The sequence below is a fragment of the Bacillus sp. JKS001846 genome (assembly GCF_900176455.1).
GTDB classification, from domain to species: Bacteria; Bacillota; Bacilli; order Bacillales; family Bacillaceae_G; genus Bacillus_A; species Bacillus_A cereus.
The window spans coordinates 3372809-3398699 of the sequence record NZ_FWYG01000001.1 but is presented as its reverse complement, the minus strand read 5'-3'; the positions used below and the strand labels follow the sequence as shown (position 1 = coordinate 3398699).

The following is a 25891-nucleotide window of genomic DNA, read 5'->3' as shown; positions in this document are numbered from 1 at the left end:
GGAAGATTTTGATTGGATTTAGTTTAGCTATATTAGCAGGAATATTAATTAGCGTACAATCTGTTTTTAATGCAAAAGTAAATGAAAATGTAGGGCAGTGGTTAACGACTACATGTGTCCTTGGGATAGGTCTCATTAGCTCTATTCTATTTTATAGCATTACAGAAAACAGTATTAGCATTAAAGTGTATACTGCAAATTATTTGTTTTATGTAAGTGGACTGTTTGGTATCGGGTTAATTATTTGTATAATGGGTGCAATAAAGAGTCTAGGTCCAGCATATACGGTGCTAATTAGTCTTATTACTCAATTGGTTGTTGCGTTATGCATTGATACATTTGGATTATTTGGAATGGAGAGCATTCCATTACAAATAAATAAATTAGTTGGTATAGGTTTATTAATTGTGGGAGTAGGAATTTTTAAAAATCTATTTTTGAATAAGAAAGCTATTCATATAAATGAGGATAGTGTCTAAAGGATATAAAGGGGAAAAGTGTGAATGGTCAGAACTTATACATTTAGATAGTAATAAGTGAGCGATGAGGAGAGAGGATAAATGAATCAGTTAATGTTGCAAGATGGTGTACACTATTTGAAAATCAATGGGGTATTGCATTGGTGTAAAGTTGCAGGGGCAGCTCATAATACAGTTCCTCTCATTATTGTACATGGTGGTCCAGGTGGCAATCATTATGTATTCGAAAGAACACTTGGGTTGAGGTTAGAAGAAAATATGACTGTTGTTTATTATGAACAAAGAGGATGTGGTAGAAGTGAGGCACCACAAGATGACGGTGAGTACTCAATCAATACTCTAGTCGAAGATTTAGAGGAATTAAGAAAGCAATTACATGTAGAGAAGATAAATTTGTTAGGATATTCTTTTGGTGGACAACTTTGTTTAGAGTATGCTTTGAAATATCCGAAAAATGTTGAACAAATGGTATTACAAGCACCATCGTTAGATGATTTAAATGATATGTATACTGTGCAGATAGAAGGTTTTCTACAAGTAACGAAAGGAGAAATGAAAGAAGAAATATTGATAATAAGTAAGTCAGAAATTCCTTTAAAAGAAAGGTATAATCAAGTTTGGAGTATAGTTGATACAAAAGCTGTAGATCGATTATTGTTTAAAAATGAAGAATTTGCAAAGCTAAATCGGAGTCTTTGGGAAGAAAGTCAGTTAAGTAATACAGGGAAGATGAGCAAAGTTATTTTTGGAACAAAATCATCTTTACCGCTTATTGAGCGTATTAAAGGTTTAGAAATTGATACGTGTGTCATAGTTGGAGCGCATGACTATAACACGGGTGTAGGAATGAGTTATAGAATAACGAGACAATTGAAAAATGGTAAACTTGTTATATTTGAAAATAGTGGACATTTCCCAGATATCGAGGAGACGGATAAAGTATGTGAAACAATTATTGAGTTTTTGGAATAAAAGGGGGATATTAAGGTCGAACCGAATTAATAGAGTTGAATTGGTTATTGGGATATTAAATCATGTAATATGCTAATTGTTTACTTGTAATTGAGGAAGAATCAATTAGTGTATTTGGAAAATAAGTAAAAAAGACCTCGTAAGGTGGAGGTCTTCTTGATTTATTATTTAATATTTTGAACTTATATGAACTGAAGTAGAAGAGTATGATAAGCAATTTCAGGGAACGAGAATATAACCGAATATAAAATATTACTAAACGTATATAACTAATGAATACAATGTCTTTTTCAGTTATTAAGTTGTAAATCATTTTATGATAAAATCTTTTACATAATTTAATAAAGGGGTAGTATTTAATGGGTTATTTCTCAAATGGTTTATTAGTTTTGTTTGTGCTTATCGTATGTAGTTGTATAATTTTTGGTTGATAATATAATGAGAGTCTTATATAAAAGAAGTTATCTCGCTTGAGATAACTTCTTTTTATTTTATATTGAGAAGGAATTCTATCTTTCTTATTGAAGTTTGTTCTAGTTATTTTTACATCGATCAGATTTGTGTAAAGGGAATTTTATGAAATATAAACAAGCCAGAGAATAGGGAGTGTTTACATGGAAAATAGTATACGCTACACAAGTGAACATCCTACAGATTTTAATGGATTATTATCCTTATACGAATCTTTAGGATGGAATTCTCTTAAATTAACGGTTAACGAGTTAGAACGAATGTGTAAGCAAAGTTGGTATGCAATTTATGTTTTTGATGATAAGAGGTTAGTAGGGATGGGGCGTGTCATATCAGATGGAGTCATAACAGGCATTATTTGTGGAGTTGGTGTATTGCCAAAATATCAGTCTAGTGGCATCGGAAAAGAAATAGTGAAACGATTAATCCAGCACTGTGAACAAAACAAGGTTATTCCACAACTTATGTGTGTAGAAAAATTGCAATCTTACTATGAATCTATAGGGTTTGAAGCATTCTCTATTGGGATGACAAAACATATTATAAGATAGAGGTGCTTTATCCTGCTATTTGTCGGGTAGTAAAACCCCACGGATTAAAGTTTCACTTTATATTTTCAGTTTACTTGTACATATTTTCAAACTTCAACATAAAGGAGAATGGCTGTATGGAGATTGCTAAAGGAGTAGAAATGTTACAACTTGAATTTCAAGAATTTGTTATTCATCCAATTCTTTTATGGAATGATGAAATGGCAGTATTAATAGATACGGGTTTCCCAGGACAAATTGAAGATATACAAGTAAAGATGGAAAAGGTTGGGGTATCATTTGATAAGTTAAAAGTCGTGATTTTGACGCATCAGGATATTGATCATATAGGTAGTCTGCCAGAATTGTTGCAGCGCTGTCGAAGTAATATTAAAGTTTATGCGCACGAACTAGATAAGCCATATATCGAGGGGGATTTACCTTTATTGAAGGACGGAAATGTAGAGAACCGCCCAAAAGGAAAAGTGAGTGATACTGTGATTGACGGGCAAGAACTTCCGTATTGCGGTGGAATACTAATTCTTCATACTCCAGGGCATACTCCGGGTCATATTAGTTTATATTTGAAACAAAGCAAAATTCTTATTGCAGGAGACTCTATGTATAGTGTGAATGGGATGTTAGGAGGAATTCACGCCCCAACAACTATAAATATTAAGGAAGCAAAGCAGTCTTTGAAGAAGTATTTAAATTTACATATTGAATCTGTAGTTTGTTACCATGGGGGATTAAGTAAGGAGAATATAAATGTTCAACTTCAAAATTTGTAAAGTTAAAATGGAGTTTTTTGTTAAGTGACGTTGAAGTATAATCTGATTATTAGTATATAAATAAATTATAAAAGAGCATGTTTGAAAAAATTAAACATGCTCTTTTATTAAAGTAAATCAGTTTAATATGAATGACCTAACCCATTCCAATAAAAAGAAACGATTTCTTTTGCTAATTCATCTATATTTGCCAGAATAGGATTGTGATTTTCATCTTTAAAATTCCCAATTGATAATAAAGATACGAAAGCATGAGCCGCAAATTTAGCGTTTCCTTTCGGAATTTCTCCGATGTGCATCGCGTTATCGAGTGCTTTTTCTAGTACTTCATACATATTATTTTCAGCATTTTTTAATTCCTTCAATTGTTCTTCAGATAACGACAGTTTAGCATCTTTCATAAAATTTTTCATATCAATATCCATCGTTGCGTGTAAGTAAACTTTGGCGAAGTCTAATAATCTTTCTTCTAAAGTTTTGTTTGTAGAGAGTATTTGAGACATATTCTCTCGTATACGTATCATCATTTGGGTCATAGTAGCGGTAAATAAATCGGCTTTTGTTGAATAGTAATAGTAGACGGTTGCTTTCGTAACACCACAAACTTTTGCGACTTCACCCATAGAAACGACTTGATAATTTTGTGTAAGAAATAAGCGAGTTGCCACTTCTAAAATGGTTTCTTTTGTAGATTTTGTATTTTTATTTTGACGTGGCCTTCCGAGAGGACGTTGTTTTTGTTCCAAATCCATTCGCTCCTGACATTTATTCTTGAGATAATTATAACATAATTTTCAATCATTCTTGATTAATTAACCTACCAGTATATATAATTAATAATGAAGGAAAAAAGGAAGGTGGGTTTTTATGAAAAAGCACCCGTTACATATGTTAGGGAGGCTTGTAGCAGGGAAAAATACGCAATGGATCACTTTATCGGTGTGGGTTCTTATTACATTATTACTTTCATTTACGTTACCACAAGTAAACAGTACGAAAGAACCGAATCCAAAAAATTTACCTGAAACAGCTATGTCACAGCAAGCGGAAGCGCTTATGAAAAAAGAGTTTCCGAATAATGCAGGGAATCCATTGTTAGTAGTATGGTATAGAGATGGTGGATTACAGTCACAGGATTATAAACTCATACAAGACGTTTATAAAGAGTTAAAAGCTAGTCCTTTAAAAGAACAATCAACGTTACCACCATTTGATACAATCCCAGAGCAAGTATTATTAAAAAGTGCGTCAAAAGATGGTACATCATTTGTTACACCGGTATTTTTTAATAAATCTGCTGGTACGGATATATTAAAAGGAAATCTTGAAGAGTTTAGAAAAATAGTGAATAGTAAGGTGGATGAAGATCCATTTAAACAAAAAATAAGTGAATCTGGTTTACATGTTCGATTATCAGGGCCTGTAGGTATTCAAACGGATGCAGTTAGTTTATTTAGTCAAGCAGATGTGAAATTGTTAGTGGCTACTGTACTACTAGTGTTAGTTTTGTTAATTTTACTGTATCGTTCACCAATTTTAGCGATTTTACCTATACTTGTTGTTGGCTTTGCATACGGTATTATTAGTCCTACACTCGGTTTTTTAGCTGATCACGGATGGATTAAAGTAGATGCCCAAGCGATATCAATTATGACAGTATTATTGTTTGGCGCTGGAACGGACTATTGTCTATTTTTAATTTCGAGATATAGAGAGTACTTGTTAGAAGAAGAAAGTAAATATAAAGCATTGCAACTTGCGATTAAAGCATCTGGCGGTGCAATAATAATGAGTGCGTTAACTGTTGTACTTGGATTAGGAACATTACTACTTGCTCATTATGGTGCCTTTCATCGATTTGCAGTACCATTTAGTGTTGCTGTATTTATAATGGGAATCGCGGCTTTAACGATTTTACCAGCACTATTATTAATTTTCGGTAGAATTGCATTTTTCCCGTTTATACCGAGAACAACTTCAATGAATGAGGAGTTTGCAAGAAAGAAAAAGGGGGCTGTAAAAGTTGGAAAATCAAAAGGCTCCTTTAGTAAAAAACTTGGAGATGTAGTAGTACGAAGACCGTGGACAATAATTATGCTAACTGTGTTTGTATTAGGTGGATTGGCTTCGTTCGTACCACGTATTCAATACACATATGACTTATTAGAATCGTTTCCAAAGGATATGCCTTCTCGCGAAGGGTTTACGTTAATTAGTGATCATTTCTCGGCTGGTGAACTAGCACCAGTAAAAGTGGTTGTTGATACGAAAGGAAAAGAGCTTCCTATTAAACAAGAACTAGAGAAATTTTCTTTCATAAATACAGTGAAAGAGCCAAAAGAGGGAAAAGAAAATAAGCAAATACAAATGTATGAAGTTTCTTTAGCGGAAAATCCATACTCAATTGAAGCGTTAGATCAAATTCCTAAATTGAAAAGTAATGTAGAAAAAGTATTAAAAGATGCTGGGATTAGTAATGCTGAAGAGCAATTGTGGATTGGTGGAGAAACAGCTTCATTATATGATACAAAGCAAATTACTGAACGTGATGAATCAGTAATTATTCCAGTAATGATTAGCATTATCGCTTTACTATTACTTGTCTACTTACGATCGGTTGTTGCGATGATTTATTTAATTGTAACTGTCGTTTTATCATTCTTCTCAGCGTTAGGAGCAGGATGGATATTGCTTCATTACGGTATGGGAGCGCCGGCCATTCAAGGTGCGATACCGTTGTACGCATTCGTATTTTTAGTTGCTTTAGGTGAAGATTATAATATCTTTATGGTTTCAGAAATATGGAAAAACAGAAAGACACAAAATCACTTGGATGCAGTAAAAAATGGTGTAATACAAACAGGTAGTGTTATTACATCGGCAGGTTTAATTTTGGCAGGAACTTTTGCAGTGTTAGGTACACTTCCAATTCAAGTATTAGTTCAATTTGGTATTGTAACTGCAATTGGCGTATTACTAGATACGTTTATCGTAAGACCGTTACTTGTACCCGCAATTACAGTTGTGTTAGGCCGATTTGCTTTTTGGCCAGGTAAACTTTCAAGAAAGAGTGAAGAAATACAAAAGGTGGATGCATAGTTAAAAAAGCCAAGGGTATTTTCCTTGGCTTTTTTCAATGTAGTTAATTAATTTTTTGAAGTCAAATCATCAGCTGCAGCGTGATCAGCATCTTCAATTGTTGTTTCGGGCATTCCGTATAAGCCGTTCATTGCTTGTTCTTCAATAGTAAGGTTTGCAGTATTATTATTTTGAATAGATGTAGTATTTTCAGTAACATTTTCTTTTTTATTCATATTTTTGTTATTCATGTATGTATCCTCCAAATTTCATTTGATTTATCTATAGTATGTGGATGGATTTCAAGAAATATGTGAATTGATTCTTACATATGTTATATAATTAAATAAATAATTAGGGTGAAATGTAAACTGTTAGGAGTGAACAATTATGGTGAAAGCAAGGGAAATAGCCTTCTAAAATAAAAAGAAAATTTTAGGAGGCTATTAGAATGAAGTTTCATGTAATTGATAGAGAAGATTGGAATAGAGAGCAGTATTTTGAGCATTATTTAAAGTTGAAATGTACATTTAGTATGACTGTTAATGTTGATATCACGATGTTATTAGAGGAAGTATATCAAAAGGGAATAAAATTTTATCCCGTTTTTATATATTTAATTTCTAGAGTAGTAAATAATCATAAAAAATTTCGAACATGTTTTAACGATGAAGGAGTTTTAGGCTATTGGGAGGAAATGATACCGAGTTATACAATCTTTCATAAAGATGATAAGTCTTTTTCAAGTATATGGACGGATTATTCAAGTGATTTCCGCACTTTCTATAAAAATTATGAAGACGATATGAGATGCTATGCTAGTGTTCATGGTCTTTTCACGAAAGAAAATATTCCTCCTAATGTATTTCCGATTTCTAGCATACCTTGGACTAGTTTTACTGGATTTAATCTTAATATTAATAATGATGAAAATTTTCTATTGCCAATTATAACTTGTGGGAAATATTTTAACGAAGGAAATAAGGTTATGCTACCAGTTTCATTGCAAGTACATCATTCGGTTTGTGATGGATATGATGCGAGTCAATTTATAGAAGATTTACAGCAGTTAAGTAACACTTGCAACGATTGGCTTAAGTAATATCTAATTTTTAATTATATAAAGTGAAACTTTAATCAGTGGGGTGTCAGCCCCGCTGATTATTAGCCCAACCCCCACCTAACTTCTTTGCTTTCGCTGAATTTTGAGATGGGGGTCTTACTGCCCGGCAAATAGCGGAATAAAATTGAAAATGAATAAAAGAAGAGACCATGTTGATATTACATGGTCTCTTCTTTTATTCATTAATACTAAGTAATTGTGGAAAATATAGGGTGATTTGTAGTTTAATAGTAAAGAGAGTGATTAGTATTAATTTTCTTTGTTTTTAAAATTTTAAGTATGTAAATGTTTAACAGGGGGGGATAAAGTGAAATTCGTAAGCATTGAAAAAGATGAAATCTTAATTGGGGATATGGCAAAATTGTATTGTAAAGTATTTGAGAAAATAAATTTCAATGAAATAATCGAGCGAATGAATAGGCATATAGAATATACAGGTTTTAAAGGTATAGTAGCAATAAATGATGAAAATGAAGTAGTTGGCTTTACTTATGGTTATCGCTCAATGGAGGGACAGTACTATAATCAATTAATGAGAGAAGCGTTACATCTAGAGCAAGTAGACGAATGGTTACAAGATTGTTTTGAATTTGTAGAGTTAGCAGTTCACCCACAATATCAAAATGAAGGTCTTGGAACGAAATTACATAATGAATTACTAGAAGGGATTCCAAATAGAACAAGTGTTTTAACAACACAAATAAACAATGAAAAAGCACGTTCGTTATATGAAAGATTAGATTGGATAAATATATTGGAGCCATTTCATCCAAGTACAAATGATGTTCCATATGTAATAATGGGAAAAGCATTAAAAACAAAAGTGAATTGATAATTATGGCATTCACAAAAATGGTTGGTTTGTAATAATGAAGGGGAAAACGAAAATGACGAGAATATCTATAGAAAAAGCTACAATTTTAGATGCTGAGAAATTAACAGAAATAATGAAAAGAACATTTGATGCAGAAGCAAAACAATGGCTATACGGCCAAGATGATGTCATTGATTATAACATTCAACCGCCAGGGTATTCTTCAGTTGAAATGATGGAATATTCCATTGAAGAATTGGATTCTTTCAAAGTTGTAATGGATAAAGAAATAATTGGAGGGATAATAGTTACGATTTCTGGTAAGTCGTACGGTCGAATTGATCGTATTTTTGTAGATCCTGTTTATCAAGGAAAAGGAATTGGATCACATGTTATGAAATTAATAGAAAAGGAATATCCAAACATAAAGATTTGGGATCTCGAAACATCTAGTAGACAAATTAATAATCATCACTTTTATAAAAAGATGGGCTACCAAATGATTTTTGAATCGGAAGATGAGTATTGTTACGTGAAAAGAATAAAAACAAGCTCAAACAAAGAGAGTGTAGTTACAAATAAAGATATGAAAAATAGTCAATACGAAAACTGTAATTTAGCGAATACAGGGTATTATCAAGTGAATTTAAAAAACAGTTCATTTGTTGGTAGCAATATAATAAATATGAATATGAGTAATTGTAATGTAAGTCAATCAAAGTTTAGAAATATAAATTTTAGATGGTCATCATATGCAGATTTAAATCTTTCTGGCAGTAAATTTAATTTGGTGACTTTAGGTGGAGTGCAATTTAAAAATACAAGTCTCGGAGATGAGAAGGAACCTATTGTATTCGATAAATGTGATTTGGAAGGCAGCACTATAAGTAATAGTAATCTGAAAAATATTGAAATAGAAAATTGTAATATAGTCGGCATGAAACTAAATGGTATTCCAATTGAAAATTTGCTTAATTTATATAACGAGGCGAAAAGTTAACCAAATCCATATAGTTGTTAATCTTTTTGGAAATTAAGTATTATATCGAAATAATTATGTAAAAATGACATAAAGAAATACGAGTGAGAAGGTCATTCATACACGTTTCTAGAATTACACACAAACAAATATATTGTTATTTATATGGAGGAGAGAAAGATGGGGATCAACGTTAGAGCAGTAGAAATACAAGATGCTAGAGCAATTCATCGTATATGTATACAGGATGACGTTTTACCGTATATGGTTTTCTTACCTAGCATGCGTGTAGAAGCTATGGAAAATAGAATTCGAAATTTAGCACCAAATCAATTTGAATTTGTTGCAGAATATGATGGAGAAGTTGTTGGATTTGTAGGTTTAACACAAAGTCCGGGCCGAAGATCTCATTCAGGCGATTTATTCATTGGGGTAGACAGTGAATATCATAATAAAGGAATTGGGAAAGCACTTCTTATGAAGATGCTTGATCTGGCTGATAATTGGTTAATGTTAGAGAGAGTAGAACTAGGTGTGTTAGAAACGAATCCAAAAGCAAAAGCTTTATATGAAAAATTTGGATTTGTAGAAGAGGGAGTAAAGATAGGGAATTTGAAAGCTCACGGAAAGTTTATTAATGAAATTATGATGAGTCGTTTTAGACCGAATGGTTTAATTGTACATAATGAATAGTTAAAAGCATGACAGTATACTGTCATGCTTTTTCATTAGAATTTGGCTGTAATAAAAATAATACTAAACCAATAAAAATAACGGTAATTCCTAGTCCTTGTTGTAAAGAAATAGTCTCATGTAATATAAAGTACGCTAGCATACAAGTGCCAATTATTTCACCTAAAATACTCATTGAAATTACAGTAGCACTCATCCATTTTAATAACCAATTAAAAATGGTTTGTCCTAAAATTGTAGCAATGAAAGCTAATCCAATAAAGCACAACCAAGTTTGTGTAGAGTAATGGATGAAAGATTCTTGTTGCATGAAAGCAAATATGCTAAGAAAGCCAGCACTACTTCCATAACTAATTACCGAATATGGTATAAGTGACAAATCTTTACGAACGTGTTGGCTAATGAAAAAATAAGCAGTAATGATACCGGCAGCGATAAATGCTAAAATATCTCCATATAAAGCTTCTCCACTAATTTTGAAATCTTGCCAGCCAATGATGATACTACCTGAAATAGCGATGAGGCAACCAATAACCGCTCCTTTCGTAAATCTCTCCTTAAATAAAAAATAACCACCAATCATTGAGAACAAAGGTTGTAACGTTACGATAACTGTAGAGCTTGCTACAGAAGTATATTGTAATGATTCAAACCATAGTACATAATGTGCAGCTAAAAATAGCCCAGATGTGAATCCGAATGTCCATTGTTTTTTCGTTAAAGTTTTTAGCTCATTTCGACTATTTTTATTAAATAGTAATAACGGTAACAGGATCAGTGTGGCAAAGAATAATCGGTAAAAAGCAATGATTGTCGCAGGAGCATCTGCCAATTTTACAAAAATTGCTGAAGTTGATAAGGCGAATACACCAAAAAATAAGATGAAATATGAAAGAATAGGTGATTTCAAAGTTTGTCCCTCCGATAGAATGTTTATTATAATAAACTTAATGCGATATAATGTACAAAAGTAAGTATATAAGTCCCGGAGATAATAGGAAAGGATTATTTGCCTTTGTTTAGTATGTCAGCACAAAGACAATGAAATATGCATTATGATGGACGAAAGGAAGTTTTACTATGATACATGATAGGCTTGGACAAACAGTATTAAGTTATCGTAAGAAAAATAATATGACAATTCGTGAATTCGCTGATTATGCAGGGATTAGTACGTCACTAATTAGCCAAATTGAAAGAGGACATGCTAATCCTTCTTTAAATGTTTTGGAGTTAATTGCAAAAGCATTAAATGTACCGCTGTTTACACTTTTTATTAATGATATCGATACAGATTCGCTCATTTCTAAGAAAAAAGATCGAAAAAAAGTATATCGGGAAAACAATGATCACATTGTATATGATGTATTAACACCTGATTTTATGAAAGCACGTATTGAAATGTTAATGATGGATTTAAATAAACAAGCAAACACAACAGAAAGTCATTATTCCCATGAAGATAAGGAAGAGATTGCTGTTATTATGAAAGGGGAAGTGTACGTAGAATTGGAGGGAAAAGAATATTTTTTAGAAGAAGGCGATGTTGTACGTATTCCACCAAATGTGAAGCATCGATTTTTGAATAAAAGTGATGAATCGAATCACATTTTATTTGTACTGACACCATCTTTAGGATGAAAATATAGTGATTTTAACTAGAGGAGAAAGAAAATGGAAAACAAAAGTATTTTAAAAGGCGGCCTTTCAATTATTTCTCAATGTAAAAAAGAAACAAATGATATTTGGCATGCGCATTTTGGAGCAGCTGCAATTGCTAGTTATTTTAATCATATAAAGAGAGCTCCAAATTATAAAGATATAACATTAGAAAAATTCCGGTATGTTATTCATTCTTAATGAACGTCAATAATCTGTAAAAGAAAGCTTAATCTAGTTTCTTTTTTTGTTAGTAGTATATTATTTTTTCAAATATGTAAGATTTTACATGCGTATTTTACTTTTACTAATTATGTAAGTAGGCTATACTGAAATACATACATTTTATTTTTGGAGAGATGTAAAACGACATGGAACTAGCGAAATTGGAAAAAGTAATTGAAATAAAAAAAGAAGAACTTTTATATTTAGTATCGGATTATGGAATTCAACATGAAAAAGTATTGGCATTGAGTCAAGAACTAGACAAATTAATCAATTACTTTATGTTTTTAAAATAAAGAGAACTATGACGTGGTTTGTATATGTTATAGTTCTTTTTTATTAGGTAATTTGAAAATATATTCAAATATATTGTCTAATTTCTTACAGAATGCGCAACTTGCTAGTCGAATATAAGGACTTTTGGTTATAATAAAAAGGAATTATTAATTGTATCGGTTAGGAGCGCAGCACATATGAAAACAGTTGTTGTTATCGGTGGAGGTATAACGGGACTTTCTACTATGTTTTATTTAGAAAAATTAAAAAAGGATTATAATATCGATTTAAATTTTATTCTTATTGAGAAAGAAGAGTATTTAGGTGGTAAAATCCATAGTGTGGAAGAAAAGGATTTCATTATGGAGTCAGGAGCGGATTCAATCGTTGCTCGTAATGAATATGTTATGCCACTTGTAAAAGATTTAAATTTAGAAGATGAAATGGTATATAATGAAACGGGTATTTCTTACATATATTCTGAAAACATGTTACATCCGATTCCTTCTGATACTATATTTGGGATACCGATGAGCGCCCAGTCTTTGTTTAGCAGTACGCTAGTCTCAACGAAAGGGAAAATCGTAGCTTTAAAAGATTTCATAACGAAAAATAAAGAGTTTACGGCAGATACATCACTTGCTCTATTTTTAGAAAGTTTCTTAGGGAAAGAGTTAGTGGAAAGACAAATTGCTCCTGTACTTTCAGGCGTATATTCTGGTAAATTGAATGAGCTTACAATGGCATCTACATTACCGTATTTACTGGATTATAAAAATAAGTATGGAAGTATTATTAAAGGTTTTGAAGAGAATAAAAAACAATTTCAATCAGCAGGAAATAAAAAATTCGTATCATTTAAAGGTGGACTATCTACGATAATTAATCGCTTAGAAGAAGTGCTCACTGAAACTGTCGTAAAAAAAGGTACTATAACGACGGCTGTAAGTAAACAAGAAGATCGATATGAGATTTCTTTTGTAAATCATGAAACAATACAAGCTGATTATGTTGTTTTAGCAGCTCCGCATGATATAGCACAAACTTTATTACAGTCTAATGAGTTAAATGAGCAGTTTAATACATTTAAAAACTCATCTCTTATAAGTATTTACTTAGGATTTGACATACTAGATGAACAACTACCAGCTGACGGCACAGGGTTTATTGTAACGGAAAACAGTGATTTACATTGTGATGCTTGTACATGGACAAGTCGAAAGTGGAAACATACATCGGGTAAACAAAAATTATTAGTAAGAATGTTTTATAAGAGCACCAATCCGGTATATGAAACAATCAAAAATTATAGTGAAGAAGAATTAGTACGAGTAGCTTTATATGATATTGAAAAGAGTCTCGGAATTAAAGGTGAACCAGAAGTAGTCGAAGTTACAAATTGGAAAGATTTAATGCCGAAATATCATTTAGAACATAATCAAGCGGTTCAAGCATTGCAAGAAAAAATGACGAATCTGTATCCAAATATATATTTAGCTGGTGCCTCATATTATGGTGTCGGAATTGGTGCGTGTATTGGAAATGGAAAGAATATAGCCAATGAAATAATGGCTACATTAAATGAATAATACTGTAGAATAAATAAAAACTGTTCCTTCAGCAAAATGGAGGAACAGTTTTTATTTATTTTATTCGAATGGAAATTGTATTGTTTTTTACATTGTTTTCTTTTATTGTTAATGTTATTTCTCCAGACTCTTTAAATGAATACGGTGATAGTCGATAAATATCTTTTATATCATGTTTTTCTTGTAATTTATTTACCGGTATTGATACGATATTTGGCTTCCATGTTTCTTGTTTTCCTGAAGGATATTCTATAAGTATTACCGGATTTTTTAACTGTATTGTTTTCCAAGAGACGAAATATAGTTGTACTTCTGTATCTTTTTTTAATAATTCTTCGGAGAAATAACCGAATTCGCCTACATTACCGAAAACAGTATAGTTTTGATTTTTTAATTTAATATCTAAATAACTAGGTTGATATGTTACCGCATGATAAGTTCCATATGAAAGTGAGAGTATGGCAGCGATTAAAATACCGATTGAAAATGTCCTAAAGCTATTACCTTTAAAGCTAGTCATCATGAATGAGTTTGGTGTGAATTTTTTTGCGAATAAAAAAATAAGTAATATGAGTAAGAGGGATAAGCCGATGAATATATACATAGGAAATCTTCACCTCCACAATAAAATAAATATTAACTATATTTTACCATAAATGTATGGGTAGGTTGGTTGTTTAGAAGGAGAAAATGAAGAAACAATTTCTTTACAGTTCTTGATAATTTAAAATTCGATTTATGGAAATTATAGCGTCATGTTTGAGGTGCAATCAGAAGGTATCTAATTTGTGTATATAGAATTAAGAGAGAATGTGCCATTAGAAATGTTTGATTTATGGAACAATAAGGACTTTACTAATTATACATATTTTTTCTGATATAATGAATGAGTAGAGAGAAAGGAGTGATCCTATGGCATTTCCTATATTAGAAACAGAACGCTTACGTTTAGTTGAAATAGAACAATCTTATTGTCAAAAAATATATGAAATCTTTTCATTGGATGAAGTGACGTGTTACTACGGTATGAATTCTTTTACGGAGTTTGGACAAGCTTCACGTATGATTGAATCTTTTTCAAAAAATTACTTTGAGAAAAAGGCAATACGATGGGGAATTGTGTTAAAAGAAACGAACGTTTTAATAGGAACAATTGGACTAAACAATTTACAATTATGGAGTAAACGATCTGAGATTGGATATGATCTGCATCCTCGCTATTGGGGAAATGGTTATGCTTCAGAAGCAGCTGGAGAAATTATTGATTATGGATTTAAAGATTTAGGTTTGTTTAGAATTGGAGCTATTACATATCCTGAAAATGTTACTTCTTGTAGAATGTTATCTAAAATTGGTTTCCAAAAGGAAGGGCTATTGCGCGGATATATTCATCAAGGAAATAAGCAACACGATGCATTATTGTATTCTATAGTGCGAACTGATGTTGAGGACATAAATTTATAATAAAAAAAACCTCTTAATTAAAAGAGGTTTTTTTTTATTATAAATTAACCTAATTTAGGTAATAAACGTTCTCCGCTTTTCATGCTACTTTTACATAAAGGGCATTTAGGCTCTTCTTCAAATGAAAAGTTCTTTCTCATCCATCCTAAACAATCCTCTGATTCACATTCCCAAACAGGGGTTTGTTCTGGTGGTACTTCTGCTACATCGTTCTTTCGATTGCGATACATGTAACCACTCCTTTTATGTAAAAAATTTTAGTTATATATTAAAAAGGTTGTTAACCTTGCTGGTAACAACCTTTTTATTGTTTGAATTATAGCTTTACAACGTTTTTAGCTTGAGGTCCGCGGTTACCTTCTTCAACTTCAAAGCTAACTTCTTGACCTTCGTCAAGAGACTTGAAGCCGTCGCCAGTGATAGCTGAGAAGTGAACGAATACATCGTTACCGTCTGCAACTTCGATGAAACCGAAACCTTTTTCGCTGTTAAACCATTTTACTTTACCTGTTAATGTCATGGTAATGCCTCCTAAAAGTAGAAAAATTACAATATGATCGGCCTTATTTGAATGAAAATAAAATTTCACATATTATCAAAAACCCATAAGGAGTACAAACTGTCCCTGATTGATACTTGATAATATGCAAAGAAAATATAGTGTTAAATTGACCTTAATTACTATCTTACAACAAATGGTGGGAAATAGCAAGTGCTGGTAATACCACTGAGTAATCTGGGTGATAATAGTAAAGGCACAAAGGCACCTCTTTTATTTATATATTATTCCTAATTGGGATTTATGCAAAATCATGTAAGAAAAACTTAGAGTAAATATTAATAATATATTTTTCGTGGTAAAATATGGTTGGTTACTGTTGGTAGTTAAATATTATAAAAGGAGAAAAGAAAGTGAAAAATAATTCATTTATAATAATTGAAGCAGCAAAAGCAGGGAGAAAAAAGGTCCATCCAGTCTTTGCTGTAATATTAGCCATTATATTTTTGACTTTAGGCGAACTTTTTATGTTATTTATGTTATTTTTACCGAAAGCTGAAACGATATTCATGAAAGGTATTTATGACAATGTTAGAATGGTGTTAACGTTTGGCGGAGCTATATTTATTTTATTTATATGGGTTCGTTTTGTAGAAAAAAGACCTTTTTCATCCATTGGCTTTTGGAAAGAGAAATGGATGAGAAAGTATTTAAAAGGTGCGTTAATAGGGTTTTTATTTATTTCAACGCCAGTTATTCTACTATTATTAATGGGGAGTGTGAAATTGCAAGTACAACATATTACCTCAACAGTGATAGTAGGAATAGCAGGATCTCTAGTTGCATTTTTAATACAAGGGGCAACGGAAGAAATTATTGTACGAGGTTGGTTATTCCCGGTTCTTTCTGTTAGAAGTCGTATATGGGTTGGAATAATTGTAACTTCATTTTTATTTGGATTTCTTCATCTACTTAATCCAGGAATTACAATATTATCTATATCGAATATAATATTAGTGGGTGTTTTCGCAGCTTTATATGTATTGAAAGAAGACGGTCTGTGGGGAATATGTGCATGGCACTCAATTTGGAACTGGGCTCAATATAATGTATATGGTTTTGCAGTTAGTGGCACAACTGTATATTCTACTCCAATTTTTAAGTCTATAACAAATGGACCAGAAACATTGCATGGAGGCGCGTTCGGAATTGAAGGTAGTATCATTACAACAATCATGCTCACTGTCGCTTCAATTGTTTTATGGAGAAAGTTATGGGGAAGAAAAGCGAAACAACGAAATTTTAGTTAATGAAAGAGGGAGAAACTATGGGGATAATAGCATTTGAGGGAGCAAGCGCTGTTGGTAAAAGTACCACGTGCCGTGAATTAGAAAAGAATTATGGTGCTTATATAATACCTGAAGTGAATTCTTTATTTGAAAGGCCAAAAAATGAACATAGAACATGGTATTTTGAAAAACAAGTTGAGCGCTGGAATATAGCTGTTCAGAAGTCAAAGCAATATGAATTAGTAATACTCGATGGCGATATTTATCAGCCACTTAGTTATAATTGGTGTTTTCATTTTGATATATTTAATCAGCCATTATCTTTAATAGAAAATTTTTATAAAGAAAAGATGATAAATAGGGAAATTGGCTTTCCGGATCAATATTTTTATTTATATACGAACGATGAAGAACTTAGAAAGCGGAAAGTATCTGATGAGATGAAAAGAAGAAGAAACTTTGAAAAACATTTACATATATCAAAATCGTTTCAGCGTTATTATGAAAATTTAAATACTGTTACAGATGGGTATTGTAAATTAATTGAGGCAAAAAGTGTAAGAAATAATGAATTAGAAATAGTGAGAAACTCACAAAATTTGAACGTGTGTGAAGAAAGACGTTTTGATGTTTCGAAGTTAGATGCTATTACGAAGTGGTTAAAAGAAAATCGTGCATAAAGTAAAAACAACGAGTGTTGTAGAACGCCCTCGTTGTTTTTTGTTTCTTTATAAATATAAAGGAAAAATTTGTAGAATATTTTCATTATTTAACAGAATAATCTTTCAATTTTAAAGAAAAAGAAATACAATATGAGGAAGTATATATAAATAATATGATAGGGGATGGGATGCGATATTTTGAATGAAGTAACAGTTTTTATATAAGAAATAATTAGGTAGTCAGAACGGAGATATTTGGGAGGAAACAAGCGAGATGAAAACATTTTTGAAAATAATAGGTGTTATAGCTGGTATGGCGGTAATTGGAGTAGGTTTAACATATGGTATGCTGCATTATTTAAATAATAGTAAACCAGCTGCGAAAAAGGCATCACCAGCTGCTCCAGCAGTAGAAGTATTAGCTGATAGTAACGTAAAAGCAGAAGATGCAAAGCTTTTAGAAAATGGAAATTATTCATTGCCGAATAGTGGTTTTAATAAAAATTTTAAATGGACAGATGAGAATATACAGACAGCATTACATGAAATGGCACATCAAAAAGCGAAAGCTGATCAAAAGTGGGGCTATATTTTTATTACACAAGAGCGGATTGAAAGCTTAATTGATATTGTAAAGAGTAATGATCTTGTACAGGGAAGTACATATGTAGAAATTTTAGAACGATGGAAACAAGGAAAATATGAAAAGGTTGATGGGGATCATAATAAGATTTGGAAATTACAAAGTGGGAATTTAGGAGAAGGAAAAGGAGTAATGTCGGAAGCTGAGCAAAAAGAATTAATTAATCAAGTGTTTATGAACAAAGGTACATATTCAGGTAGTAAATTAATTGCAGGTGGGGGACAGACTAATAAATAGTATACTAATTAATGAAAGAGAGTAATTGCTTATTAGGCAATTACTCTTTTTCTATGTACGTCTTAATATTTTAGTCTCGTTCAAGTAAGGAAAGGAACGATTGTAATACCGGGGAAATCCATCTAGATTTATGATAGATTACATAACTTTGAATAACTGTTGGAGTTTCGATAGGTTGAAAACATAGTTGTCCTTTTTGGCAACTTTCTTGTACAACGATATAAGGAAGAATTGAAATGCCTAACTCACACATAACGGATTGTTTAATGACTTCAACATTGGAAGTTTCAAATGTTTTAGCTGGAATATTTCCACTTTGACATAAAAAACGATCTACCATTGGCCTATAGCCGCAGCTTTGTTCTGTAAAAATGAACTGGGTGTCCTGTAATAACTGGAATGGATTTGTATGTGCAGCGGAATGATCTGGTAAAATCCATCCAAATATTTCATTACTAAAAGTACGCGTAATAAAATCATTATGTTCTATACTTTCTCCAATTATGAAGATAACGTCTGTTTCTCCTTCACGTAATTTTTGTAATGCTTGTTCATTTGTGTTTGTTTCAAGTACGATATTTACTTTCGGATTTTTCTGTTTGTAAGTACGTAATAATTGTGGTAATCGGTATACCGCTAATGATTCATTAGATGTAATACTTAATGTACCTTCTAAATAATCTGTATTTTGGGGGATTTCTTGCGCTTTTTCATATATTGAAAGTAATTCTAATGCATAAGGATGAAATTGATGACCTGCTTTTGTAAGTAGCACTTTTTTCCCTAACCGATCGAAAAGAGGAATATGTAAATCGTTCTCTAAAGCTTTCATATGTGCTGTAACAGTAGATTGCGCATAACCTAGCGCATGCGCAGCCTTAGAAAAATTACCATACTTCACAATGGCGCAAAATGTTTTAACATGTCTCATTTCCATAAGCAATCCCTCTTTTATTATCATGATTTGTGAATGATTATATCATGCATTTTAATTTTCCAAATGATTAAATTCTGTATAAAATGAAATTGTAGAAATATTCATTCAGGTGATATTGGAGGAGAAAAGATGAAAAAAAAGGGCTATCATGTAGCTGTTGTTGGGGCTACAGGTGCGGTAGGGCAAAAAATTATTGAACTGTTAGAGAATGAAATGAAGTTTAATATAGTTGAAGTCACATTGCTTTCGTCAAAACGATCCGCTGGTAAGAAAGTAAGATTCAAAGGACGAGAGATAATTATAAAAGAGGCAAAAACAACTAGCTTTGAAGGTGTAGATATTGCCTTTTTTAGCGCTGGGGGAGAAGTATCTAGACAATTTGTAACTCATGCAGTTTCTAGTGGTGCGATTGTAATTGATAACACAAGTGAGTACCGAATGGCACAAGGTGTACCGCTCGTTGTTCCGGAAGTGAATGCGCATACTTTAAAGCAGCATAAAGGTATCATTGCAGTTCCAAATTGTTCAGCATTACAGATGGTAACAGCACTTCAGCCGATTCGAAAATCATTCGGTTTAGAAAGAATTATCGTTTCAACATATCAAGCCGTATCGGGTTCTGGCATTCATGCGATTCATGAATTACAAGAGCAGGCTAAGTCTATGCTTGCTGGTGAAGAAGTGAAAAGTAATATATTACCGGCGAAAAAAGATAAAAAACATTACCCAATAGCGTTTAATGTACTGCCTCAAGTAGATATATTTACAGACAATGATTTTACTTTTGAAGAAGTAAAAATGATTCAAGAAACGAAGAAAATATTAGAAGATGAAAACCTGAAAATGGCAGCTACTTGTGTACGTGTTCCAGTTGTATCAGGGCATTCAGAATCAGTTTATATAGAACTGGAAAAAGAAGCAACCGTTACGGAAATTAAGGAAGTATTAATGGATGCACCAGGTGTTATTTTGCAGGATAACCCTAGTAAACAGCTGTATCCAATGCCATTATATGCAGAAGGGAAAATAGATACATTTGTCGGAAGAATACGTAAAGATCCTGATATGCCAAACGGATTCCACCTCTGGATTGTTTCTGATAACCTATTAAAAGGTGCGGCTTGGAATTCAGTTCAAATCGCAGAGACTTTAGTAGAAAAGGGAATACTTTAATCTAGTTTGAAAAACCGGGGAATCGATAATCATTTTCCGGTTTTTATCCCGCTATTTGCTGGGCAGTAAGACCCCCACTGATTAAAGCTTCACTTTATTTAATAATTGTTTTCTTTATTTCGCCCAACTTTAATTTAAATTAGTCGTTATTGAATTTTTATAAATATCTACTTTATGTGCAGTGAAGCGTAAGGTTTTGGATTCTGCATGAATTGTTAGGTTAATAATAATCGATAACGGCATTTCGACCGTTTTCACAATATCTTCTATAGCAATATACTCATTTTCTGCTTCGTTATAATAAACAACAGAACGAATTACTGCCTCGTTATTTTCAATGTCAATTTCACACATCATAGGGAATTTTTCACCATTATGTAAGAATAGTTCGCCTAGTACGATTGAACCGTTTAGCTCCTCTGTAAAATTAGTAGTTGCTGCTGGTTTTACCCATGTTTCGTCATGTTCTTCGTTTTCCTCTTCATCTATTGCCCATTCCCAAATGGGGTTTTGTTTTAGGTCTTCAATAGTTAATTCATCAATTGGTTTGCAATTGCTCATACATAAATTCTCCTTTTGCTTTGATAAATAAGTTTCTTAATCTCAAAAATTAGATGATTGCTTACGAGTAAGTTCAATATAGTATTTTGCTCATTTGATATTAAACTATTTTATTTTGAAGTAAAGCTTCTGTAGCAATATTAACAAAAAAATAATTATTTAGTAAATAATTATTAGTGGAGGTTTTAAAGTGGCATGGAGTTAAGGTAAGGTAGTAAAAAACATCAAGAATGAATGGGATTCATTTGGTACGATATGGATATGTTTAATAAGAGGGGGAATTTGATGTATCAAGTAAAGGGGTATTTTTCATCGCTCAAAGGAAGTCATTATGAAATTGGTAAGCAACAAGGTGAATTTGTGAAACAACATTCTTATCTTATTCCGCAATTTATAGAGCAAGAAAACTTAATATCGCATAACCATTGGACAGAATCTAGAAATATATTAAATCAATATTGTTCTGGAATTAATGAAGAAATTGAAGGTTTTTGTGAAGTGTTAAAAATTCCTTCAAAAAATATGATGTATTACTATCAAACACTATTGAAAGCAGGTTGTAGTCATTGTGCAGTATTACCTAAAAAGACAGATTCAACTCACACTTATGTATTAAGAAATTATGATTTGTCACCAGTAATAGATGATATGCGTTTTTGCTCGACGCATGTTGAAGGTGCGTATGCACATAGTGGCTTTTCTACTCAATATTTTGGTCGAACAGAAGGGGTTAACGAACATGGATTATCTGTTACATTTTCAGCATGTGGTCAACCAGTAGGAAACATTGCAGGTTTAAGAAAGCCAATGGTAAATGGTTTACAGTGTTTTGCGGTAATTCGATTGTTGTTGGAGAAATGTAAAAATGTGCAGGAAGCTAAATCACTAATAGAAGAAATACCAATTGCTAGTAATATTAATTTAATAGTAGCTGATCCTTTAAACGCAGCACATATTGAAATATTTGACGGTCATAAATCCACAACAACGATTGATGGTGACAACCAAGCTTTTATTGTATCAACAAACCATGCAGTTAGTTCATCAATTCAGAAATTAAATAATAGGAAATTAGAACAATCTACAAAGAGATATCATGTTTTACATGAGCATTTAAATGGATATGAACAAGTGAGCATAGAGTCTTTAAAAAAGTTAGTAGAAGAAGAATATCCTGATGGACTGACTGTACATAACTATGAAGAATGGTTTGGAACTTTACATTCTGTATTATTCGATTTACATGATCGTACAATGAAGATTTGTTTCGGATCACCACTTTTAAACGACTGGTACTCATTGAAAGTTGGAGGAAGTATGCCGTTTTCCGAGGTGAACGTGAACTTTAAAAATAAAACTTATACTGACTTTTGGAGGGAAGATAAGAATGAATTGATGCCTAAAAGATAAATGAGATAAGATGATAATGAAGAGAGTGCATTTACACTGGAGGGATTACCAATGCTAAAAGTTATGTTACCATTTATTCTTATCTTTTTTCTTGTCATTGCGATGTATATTGCTTATCAAAAGAGAAAAAAAACCGGGATAAAAGGATTGAAAAGTGCGTTAACTTCTATTTGCTTCTTTTCACTCGCAATTTTAAATATGTTTGCATATTGGTTTCACTTTGGCGGTGCTTTTACTTGGTTATTTTCAATTGTATTATTGCTAGTTGGTGCATATTTTACTAAATATATTCCAATATCTAAAAAGGTACATTAAAATCTATAAGAGTTTAATATAATGTTTACTTTGTTTTGAAAAGAGATTATTCTACTAGATCGTTGTGAAACGGTTTCATAGGATAATCTCTTTTTTTTAGTTTTGGAAAGAACGTACTGTGCTTTTTAGTTGTTCAATAAATTCTTGAGTTGCAGCACACATATATTTATCTTTTCTATAAATTAACCCTATTTCAATTGTTGGAGTAGGGTTTTCTATTTTAATAGCTTGAATGTTATTATTTTGTAAAAAGTCTATATATGGTTTGGGTAACACTGTAATTCCCATTCCTTTGGAAACCATTTGGATTAAAGATTCCATCGTGCTAATTTCTAAAATTGGTCTTGGTTTAAAGTTAAATTTTTGACAATGAGATGTAATTAGTTCGGTTAAAAAGAAATTTTTAGGTAAAAGAATTAAAGGATAGTTTTGTAATTCAGCAATAGATACATGATTACGTTCAGCTAATCGATGACCAGTGGGCACGACCAATGTAAGATCGCTTTTGTATAGAGGGATAGAGATAATCTCTTTATCATGCACCGGGAGAAATGTGATTCCAATATCTAGTTCATTTTGTAATAATTTTTCACGAATATCTCCTGTGCGAAGCCCTAATACAGAAAGCTCTATATTGGGATATAAATTATTAAAATTTAAAATAGCTGTTGGTAGTAAATAATTTACGACGGTTAACAAAGCCCCTATTGTTAAGGAACCTTGCTGTAATCCGTTTAGATCTTGAATAGCTGAACGAGCTTGTTCGACTTCATGAAAAATGGTTTTACTATGTGATAATAAAATCTTCCCTGCTTTAGTTAAAGATATTTTTTTACCAATTCGATCGAAAAGTGGCATTCCTACTTCATGCTCTAATGCACGTATTTGTTGACTTAGTGAAGGCTGTGAAATATTTAATTTCTCAGCTGCTTTTGTGAAATGTAATTCTTTTGAAACAGCTAAAAAGTATTCAAGTTGTCGTAATTCGATTGGAATCACCTCAAGTATAATAATAGGTTATACCTATCATTATTATATAAATAATTGAATTGAACAATGATTTTAAAGGTTTTATAATCATCTTTATATAGCAGAGAGGGTTGTAAAAATTAATCGAGAGAAAATACATGTAACACCTTTAAAGGAGGAAATAGAGTGGCTAATGAATATCAATTATTATCTTTAAATATAGGATTACCAAAAGAGGTTACATACGGCGGAAAGGTAATTCATACAGGCATAAATAAGAAACAAGTAAAGGAACCGGTATATTTATCCTTTGTAAAATTTAATGGGGATGGACAAGCTGACTTAGTTCATCATGGAGGAGTAGATAAAGCAGTTTGTGTTTATACTGGTGATCACTATCCATACTGGGAAAAAGAATTGAATCAAGATCTTGTATATGGGGCTTTCGGAGAAAATATAACAGTTAGTGGTATGAGCGAAGAGGATGTTTGTATTGGTGATACGTTTGAGCTAGGACAGGCAATCGTACAGGTAACACAACCAAGGCAACCTTGTTTTAAATTAGCAAAAAAATATAATATTCCAAAGTTACCACTATATTTTCAAGAAACAGGATATACAGGATTTTATTTTCGTGTATTAAAAGAAGGATGGGTATCATCAGTCGACACCTTAAAAAGACTACAGTCTGATCCAAAAGGTGTTTCAGTAGCATTCGCTAACCGTATCATGCATAAGGAAAAACAAAATATTGAAGGGGTAAAAAGGATATTAGAAGTAAATGCACTTTCAAATAGTTGGAGAAAGTCTTTTGAAAAGCGTATAAGTGGAGAAGAAATTAATACGAAGGAAAGACTTGAAGGGATAAAAGAATAAAAATATTTTATTATAAATAGTGTATTTCTATTAGTAAAAGCTAATTAGAAAGCGCTATTTTTATAAAATAAACTAATTAATATCCGAAAATCTTAATATTTTTTTATTCGACTTATTTTCAAATAGTCGAAACATAAAATTAATTAGACTTTTTTTTTATGTTTTATGATAGTATATTGATTGGTAAGACCTCTATTTTTAAGAGTAGGTCATATAAGTATATCTAATTTAATGGAATTTAACATTTGGAGGTACAACATGGGGAATGTTGAAAAATTGGCAAGTCTTCTAATAGAAGAACCGAAAAGAGAGCAGTTATTTCCTTTATTTGAAGAAGTGTTTGGAATTACAACTCAAACATTGAATGATTTTTCGGATAAAGGATATTGGGATGATACATATAAAGCTTTATCATTTTTACAAGAAGATAAAGTGATTGCAAATGTTTCGGCATTTTCACTCCCATTATTAATTAATGGTGAAAAAATAAATGCGGCGGGTATTCAATCAGTAATGACACACCCTAATTTCCGTAGACAAGGGCTAATGACACAATTAATGAGTAAAATGATAGAGGAAATCGATAAGAAATGTGAATGTGCATTATTGTTTACGGAAAAACCTGAACTATATACAGCATTTGGATTTAAAGTTGTGCAGGAATATTTGATGACTATACCATATGATAAAAATATTAATAATAACGATTCACTACTTAAAAAGTTAGATTTCTATAATATAGAGAATAGACAGTTAATACATGAAACGATTGATAGTAGCCAAAGACTTTCAAATAGTTTTTCAACTTTAAACTTCCATCCTTCATTTTATTTGAATATGTATGATTCGGAATGGAATGAGAAATTGTATTATTCAGAGAAACTAGATGCTCTAATCGTTTATGAAGTAGACAATGAAAAGTTGAAATTATTTGGAGTATTTGCGCCAGTACTTCCGGTTTTAGATGAATTATGTGGAGAAATCAATGAAAGGTTTACCGAAATCGAATTTTATTTTTCTCCGGATCAATTAGGGGTTGAGGATGTACAGTTTACTGAATTACAGTCTCGCAAGTATTTAATGGTTCGAAGTGATAAAGAGTTAGATTTTAAAGGTTATAAATTTCCAGTATTAGCGGAGTTTTAAATGTCTATATAAATGCTTTATTATGGAGGAG

31 protein-coding genes are annotated in these 25891 nt (G+C 31.8%); 22 read left to right on the top strand and 9 right to left on the bottom strand.

The window, feature by feature from the left end:
* Positions 1-8 precede the first annotated feature (8 nt).
* The 4 genes from B9A45_RS18160 to B9A45_RS18145 all read left to right on the top strand — a co-directional run bounded on the left by B9A45_RS18160 (position 9) and on the right by B9A45_RS18145 (position 3243).
* Positions 9-479: a DMT family transporter gene (locus tag B9A45_RS18160; RefSeq protein ID WP_016109939.1), complete on the top strand. Its 471-nt coding sequence runs from the start codon at positions 9-11 to the stop codon at positions 477-479.
* Between the two features lie 81 nt (positions 480-560).
* Positions 561-1451 carry an alpha/beta fold hydrolase gene (locus B9A45_RS18155; protein WP_001072688.1) on the top strand — a complete coding sequence of 297 codons (891 nt, stop codon included), beginning with the start codon at positions 561-563 and terminating at the stop codon, positions 1449-1451.
* Between the two features lie 614 nt (positions 1452-2065).
* Entirely contained in the window at positions 2066-2473 is a 408-nt protein-coding gene (locus B9A45_RS18150; RefSeq protein ID WP_000431735.1) for a GNAT family N-acetyltransferase, read from the top strand.
* Between the two features lie 116 nt (positions 2474-2589).
* Positions 2590-3243: an MBL fold metallo-hydrolase gene (locus tag B9A45_RS18145; RefSeq protein ID WP_000401504.1), complete on the top strand. Its 654-nt coding sequence runs from the start codon at positions 2590-2592 to the stop codon at positions 3241-3243.
* Positions 3244-3365: 122 nt separating this feature from the next.
* On the opposite strand, the gene B9A45_RS18140 is transcribed toward B9A45_RS18145, so the two are convergent.
* Complete coding sequence (locus tag B9A45_RS18140) at positions 3366-3989, bottom strand: TetR/AcrR family transcriptional regulator (protein ID WP_118414487.1); 624 nt, start codon at positions 3987-3989, stop codon at positions 3366-3368.
* 121 nt (positions 3990-4110) lie between these two features.
* Here B9A45_RS18140 and B9A45_RS18135 point away from each other — a divergent pair, with 121 nt between their 5' ends.
* Complete coding sequence (locus B9A45_RS18135) at positions 4111-6342, top strand: MMPL family transporter (RefSeq protein ID WP_084064459.1); 2232 nt, start codon at positions 4111-4113, stop codon at positions 6340-6342.
* Between the two features lie 47 nt (positions 6343-6389).
* On the opposite strand, the gene B9A45_RS18130 is transcribed toward B9A45_RS18135, so the two are convergent.
* A complete protein-coding gene (locus B9A45_RS18130; RefSeq protein ID WP_001060657.1) occupies positions 6390-6572 on the bottom strand; it encodes a DUF4021 domain-containing protein in 183 nt (60 codons plus the stop codon).
* 200 nt (positions 6573-6772) lie between these two features.
* Here B9A45_RS18130 and catA point away from each other — a divergent pair, with 200 nt between their 5' ends.
* The 4 genes from catA (at position 6773) to B9A45_RS18110 (ending at position 9930) form a co-directional block, all read left to right on the top strand.
* The gene (catA, locus tag B9A45_RS18125; RefSeq protein ID WP_000668532.1) at positions 6773-7423 is read left to right on the top strand and encodes a type A chloramphenicol O-acetyltransferase; all 651 of its coding nucleotides are present in this window, start codon (positions 6773-6775) and stop codon (positions 7421-7423) included.
* Between the two features lie 328 nt (positions 7424-7751).
* Positions 7752-8276, top strand: a complete 525-nt coding sequence (locus B9A45_RS18120; protein ID WP_000673964.1) for a GNAT family N-acetyltransferase — start codon at positions 7752-7754, stop codon at positions 8274-8276.
* Between the two features lie 37 nt (positions 8277-8313).
* Positions 8314-9258 carry a GNAT family N-acetyltransferase gene (locus B9A45_RS18115; RefSeq protein WP_002061342.1) on the top strand — a complete coding sequence of 315 codons (945 nt, stop codon included), beginning with the start codon at positions 8314-8316 and terminating at the stop codon, positions 9256-9258.
* 159 nt (positions 9259-9417) lie between these two features.
* On the top strand, positions 9418-9930 hold the full coding sequence (locus B9A45_RS18110; protein WP_000512617.1) for a GNAT family N-acetyltransferase: 513 nt from the start codon (positions 9418-9420) through the stop codon (positions 9928-9930).
* Between the two features lie 22 nt (positions 9931-9952).
* On the opposite strand, the gene B9A45_RS18105 is transcribed toward B9A45_RS18110, so the two are convergent.
* The gene (locus B9A45_RS18105) at positions 9953-10840 is read right to left on the bottom strand and encodes a DMT family transporter (RefSeq protein ID WP_084064456.1); all 888 of its coding nucleotides are present in this window, start codon (positions 10838-10840) and stop codon (positions 9953-9955) included.
* A gap of 170 nt (positions 10841-11010) precedes the next feature.
* Here B9A45_RS18105 and B9A45_RS18100 point away from each other — a divergent pair, with 170 nt between their 5' ends.
* From B9A45_RS18100 to B9A45_RS18085, 4 genes are all read left to right on the top strand, one after another.
* Positions 11011-11571: a helix-turn-helix domain-containing protein gene (locus B9A45_RS18100; protein WP_000581029.1), complete on the top strand. Its 561-nt coding sequence runs from the start codon at positions 11011-11013 to the stop codon at positions 11569-11571.
* Positions 11572-11604: 33 nt separating this feature from the next.
* Positions 11605-11790, top strand: coding sequence for a hypothetical protein (locus B9A45_RS18095; RefSeq protein ID WP_000428904.1), 186 nt, complete (start codon positions 11605-11607; stop codon positions 11788-11790).
* Positions 11791-11960: 170 nt separating this feature from the next.
* On the top strand, positions 11961-12110 hold the full coding sequence (locus B9A45_RS18090) for an aspartyl-phosphate phosphatase Spo0E family protein (RefSeq protein WP_000417698.1): 150 nt from the start codon (positions 11961-11963) through the stop codon (positions 12108-12110).
* A gap of 177 nt (positions 12111-12287) precedes the next feature.
* Entirely contained in the window at positions 12288-13679 is a 1392-nt protein-coding gene (locus tag B9A45_RS18085) for a protoporphyrinogen oxidase (protein WP_084064453.1), read from the top strand.
* A gap of 55 nt (positions 13680-13734) precedes the next feature.
* Here the strand turns inward: B9A45_RS18085 and B9A45_RS18080 are convergent, their stop codons facing one another.
* Positions 13735-14283 carry a hypothetical protein gene (locus B9A45_RS18080; RefSeq protein WP_084064451.1) on the bottom strand — a complete coding sequence of 183 codons (549 nt, stop codon included), beginning with the start codon at positions 14281-14283 and terminating at the stop codon, positions 13735-13737.
* A 308-nt stretch (positions 14284-14591) separates the two neighbouring features.
* Here B9A45_RS18080 and B9A45_RS18075 point away from each other — a divergent pair, with 308 nt between their 5' ends.
* Positions 14592-15143 (top strand): GNAT family N-acetyltransferase, encoded by a 552-nt coding sequence (locus B9A45_RS18075; RefSeq protein WP_000885387.1) that lies wholly within the window; start codon positions 14592-14594, stop codon positions 15141-15143.
* A 44-nt stretch (positions 15144-15187) separates the two neighbouring features.
* On the opposite strand, the gene B9A45_RS18070 is transcribed toward B9A45_RS18075, so the two are convergent.
* Positions 15188-15373, bottom strand: coding sequence for a cold-shock protein (locus tag B9A45_RS18070; protein WP_000286203.1), 186 nt, complete (start codon positions 15371-15373; stop codon positions 15188-15190).
* 86 nt (positions 15374-15459) lie between these two features.
* Positions 15460-15663: a cold-shock protein CspD gene (gene cspD, locus B9A45_RS18065; protein WP_000176366.1), complete on the bottom strand. Its 204-nt coding sequence runs from the start codon at positions 15661-15663 to the stop codon at positions 15460-15462.
* A gap of 392 nt (positions 15664-16055) precedes the next feature.
* Between cspD and B9A45_RS18060 the strand changes: the two genes are divergently transcribed.
* From B9A45_RS18060 to B9A45_RS18050, 3 genes are all read left to right on the top strand, one after another.
* On the top strand, positions 16056-16952 hold the full coding sequence (locus B9A45_RS18060; RefSeq protein ID WP_000794815.1) for a CPBP family intramembrane glutamic endopeptidase: 897 nt from the start codon (positions 16056-16058) through the stop codon (positions 16950-16952).
* Positions 16952-17611 carry a nucleoside/nucleotide kinase family protein gene (locus B9A45_RS18055; RefSeq protein WP_142263072.1) on the top strand — a complete coding sequence of 220 codons (660 nt, stop codon included), beginning with the start codon at positions 16952-16954 and terminating at the stop codon, positions 17609-17611. Before B9A45_RS18060 ends, B9A45_RS18055 begins: the two co-directional genes overlap by 1 nt.
* A gap of 256 nt (positions 17612-17867) precedes the next feature.
* Complete coding sequence (locus B9A45_RS18050) at positions 17868-18473, top strand: PRK06770 family protein (RefSeq protein WP_000846982.1); 606 nt, start codon at positions 17868-17870, stop codon at positions 18471-18473.
* Positions 18474-18543: 70 nt separating this feature from the next.
* Here the strand turns inward: B9A45_RS18050 and B9A45_RS18045 are convergent, their stop codons facing one another.
* Positions 18544-19410, bottom strand: a complete 867-nt coding sequence (locus tag B9A45_RS18045) for a LysR family transcriptional regulator (RefSeq protein ID WP_000425893.1) — start codon at positions 19408-19410, stop codon at positions 18544-18546.
* Positions 19411-19539: 129 nt separating this feature from the next.
* On the opposite strand from B9A45_RS18045, the gene B9A45_RS18040 reads away from it, so the two are divergent.
* Entirely contained in the window at positions 19540-20583 is a 1044-nt protein-coding gene (locus B9A45_RS18040) for an aspartate-semialdehyde dehydrogenase (protein WP_000726549.1), read from the top strand.
* Between the two features lie 129 nt (positions 20584-20712).
* Here the strand turns inward: B9A45_RS18040 and B9A45_RS18035 are convergent, their stop codons facing one another.
* On the bottom strand, positions 20713-21144 hold the full coding sequence (locus B9A45_RS18035) for a hypothetical protein (RefSeq protein ID WP_000063764.1): 432 nt from the start codon (positions 21142-21144) through the stop codon (positions 20713-20715).
* A 285-nt stretch (positions 21145-21429) separates the two neighbouring features.
* Between B9A45_RS18035 and B9A45_RS18030 the strand changes: the two genes are divergently transcribed.
* Complete coding sequence (locus B9A45_RS18030; protein ID WP_044584451.1) at positions 21430-22554, top strand: C45 family autoproteolytic acyltransferase/hydolase; 1125 nt, start codon at positions 21430-21432, stop codon at positions 22552-22554.
* A 51-nt stretch (positions 22555-22605) separates the two neighbouring features.
* Positions 22606-22869, top strand: a complete 264-nt coding sequence (locus B9A45_RS18025) for a hypothetical protein (RefSeq protein WP_000921852.1) — start codon at positions 22606-22608, stop codon at positions 22867-22869.
* Between the two features lie 96 nt (positions 22870-22965).
* Here B9A45_RS18025 and B9A45_RS18020 read toward each other — a convergent pair whose 3' ends face one another.
* The gene (locus B9A45_RS18020; RefSeq protein WP_053512243.1) at positions 22966-23868 is read right to left on the bottom strand and encodes a LysR family transcriptional regulator; all 903 of its coding nucleotides are present in this window, start codon (positions 23866-23868) and stop codon (positions 22966-22968) included.
* Between the two features lie 156 nt (positions 23869-24024).
* Here B9A45_RS18020 and B9A45_RS18015 point away from each other — a divergent pair, with 156 nt between their 5' ends.
* Both B9A45_RS18015 and B9A45_RS18010 read left to right on the top strand, forming a co-directional pair.
* Positions 24025-24714: an MOSC domain-containing protein gene (locus B9A45_RS18015; protein WP_001262998.1), complete on the top strand. Its 690-nt coding sequence runs from the start codon at positions 24025-24027 to the stop codon at positions 24712-24714.
* Between the two features lie 258 nt (positions 24715-24972).
* Positions 24973-25860 (top strand): GNAT family N-acetyltransferase, encoded by an 888-nt coding sequence (locus B9A45_RS18010; protein ID WP_016109943.1) that lies wholly within the window; start codon positions 24973-24975, stop codon positions 25858-25860.
* The last annotated feature ends 31 nt before the right edge of the window (positions 25861-25891 follow it).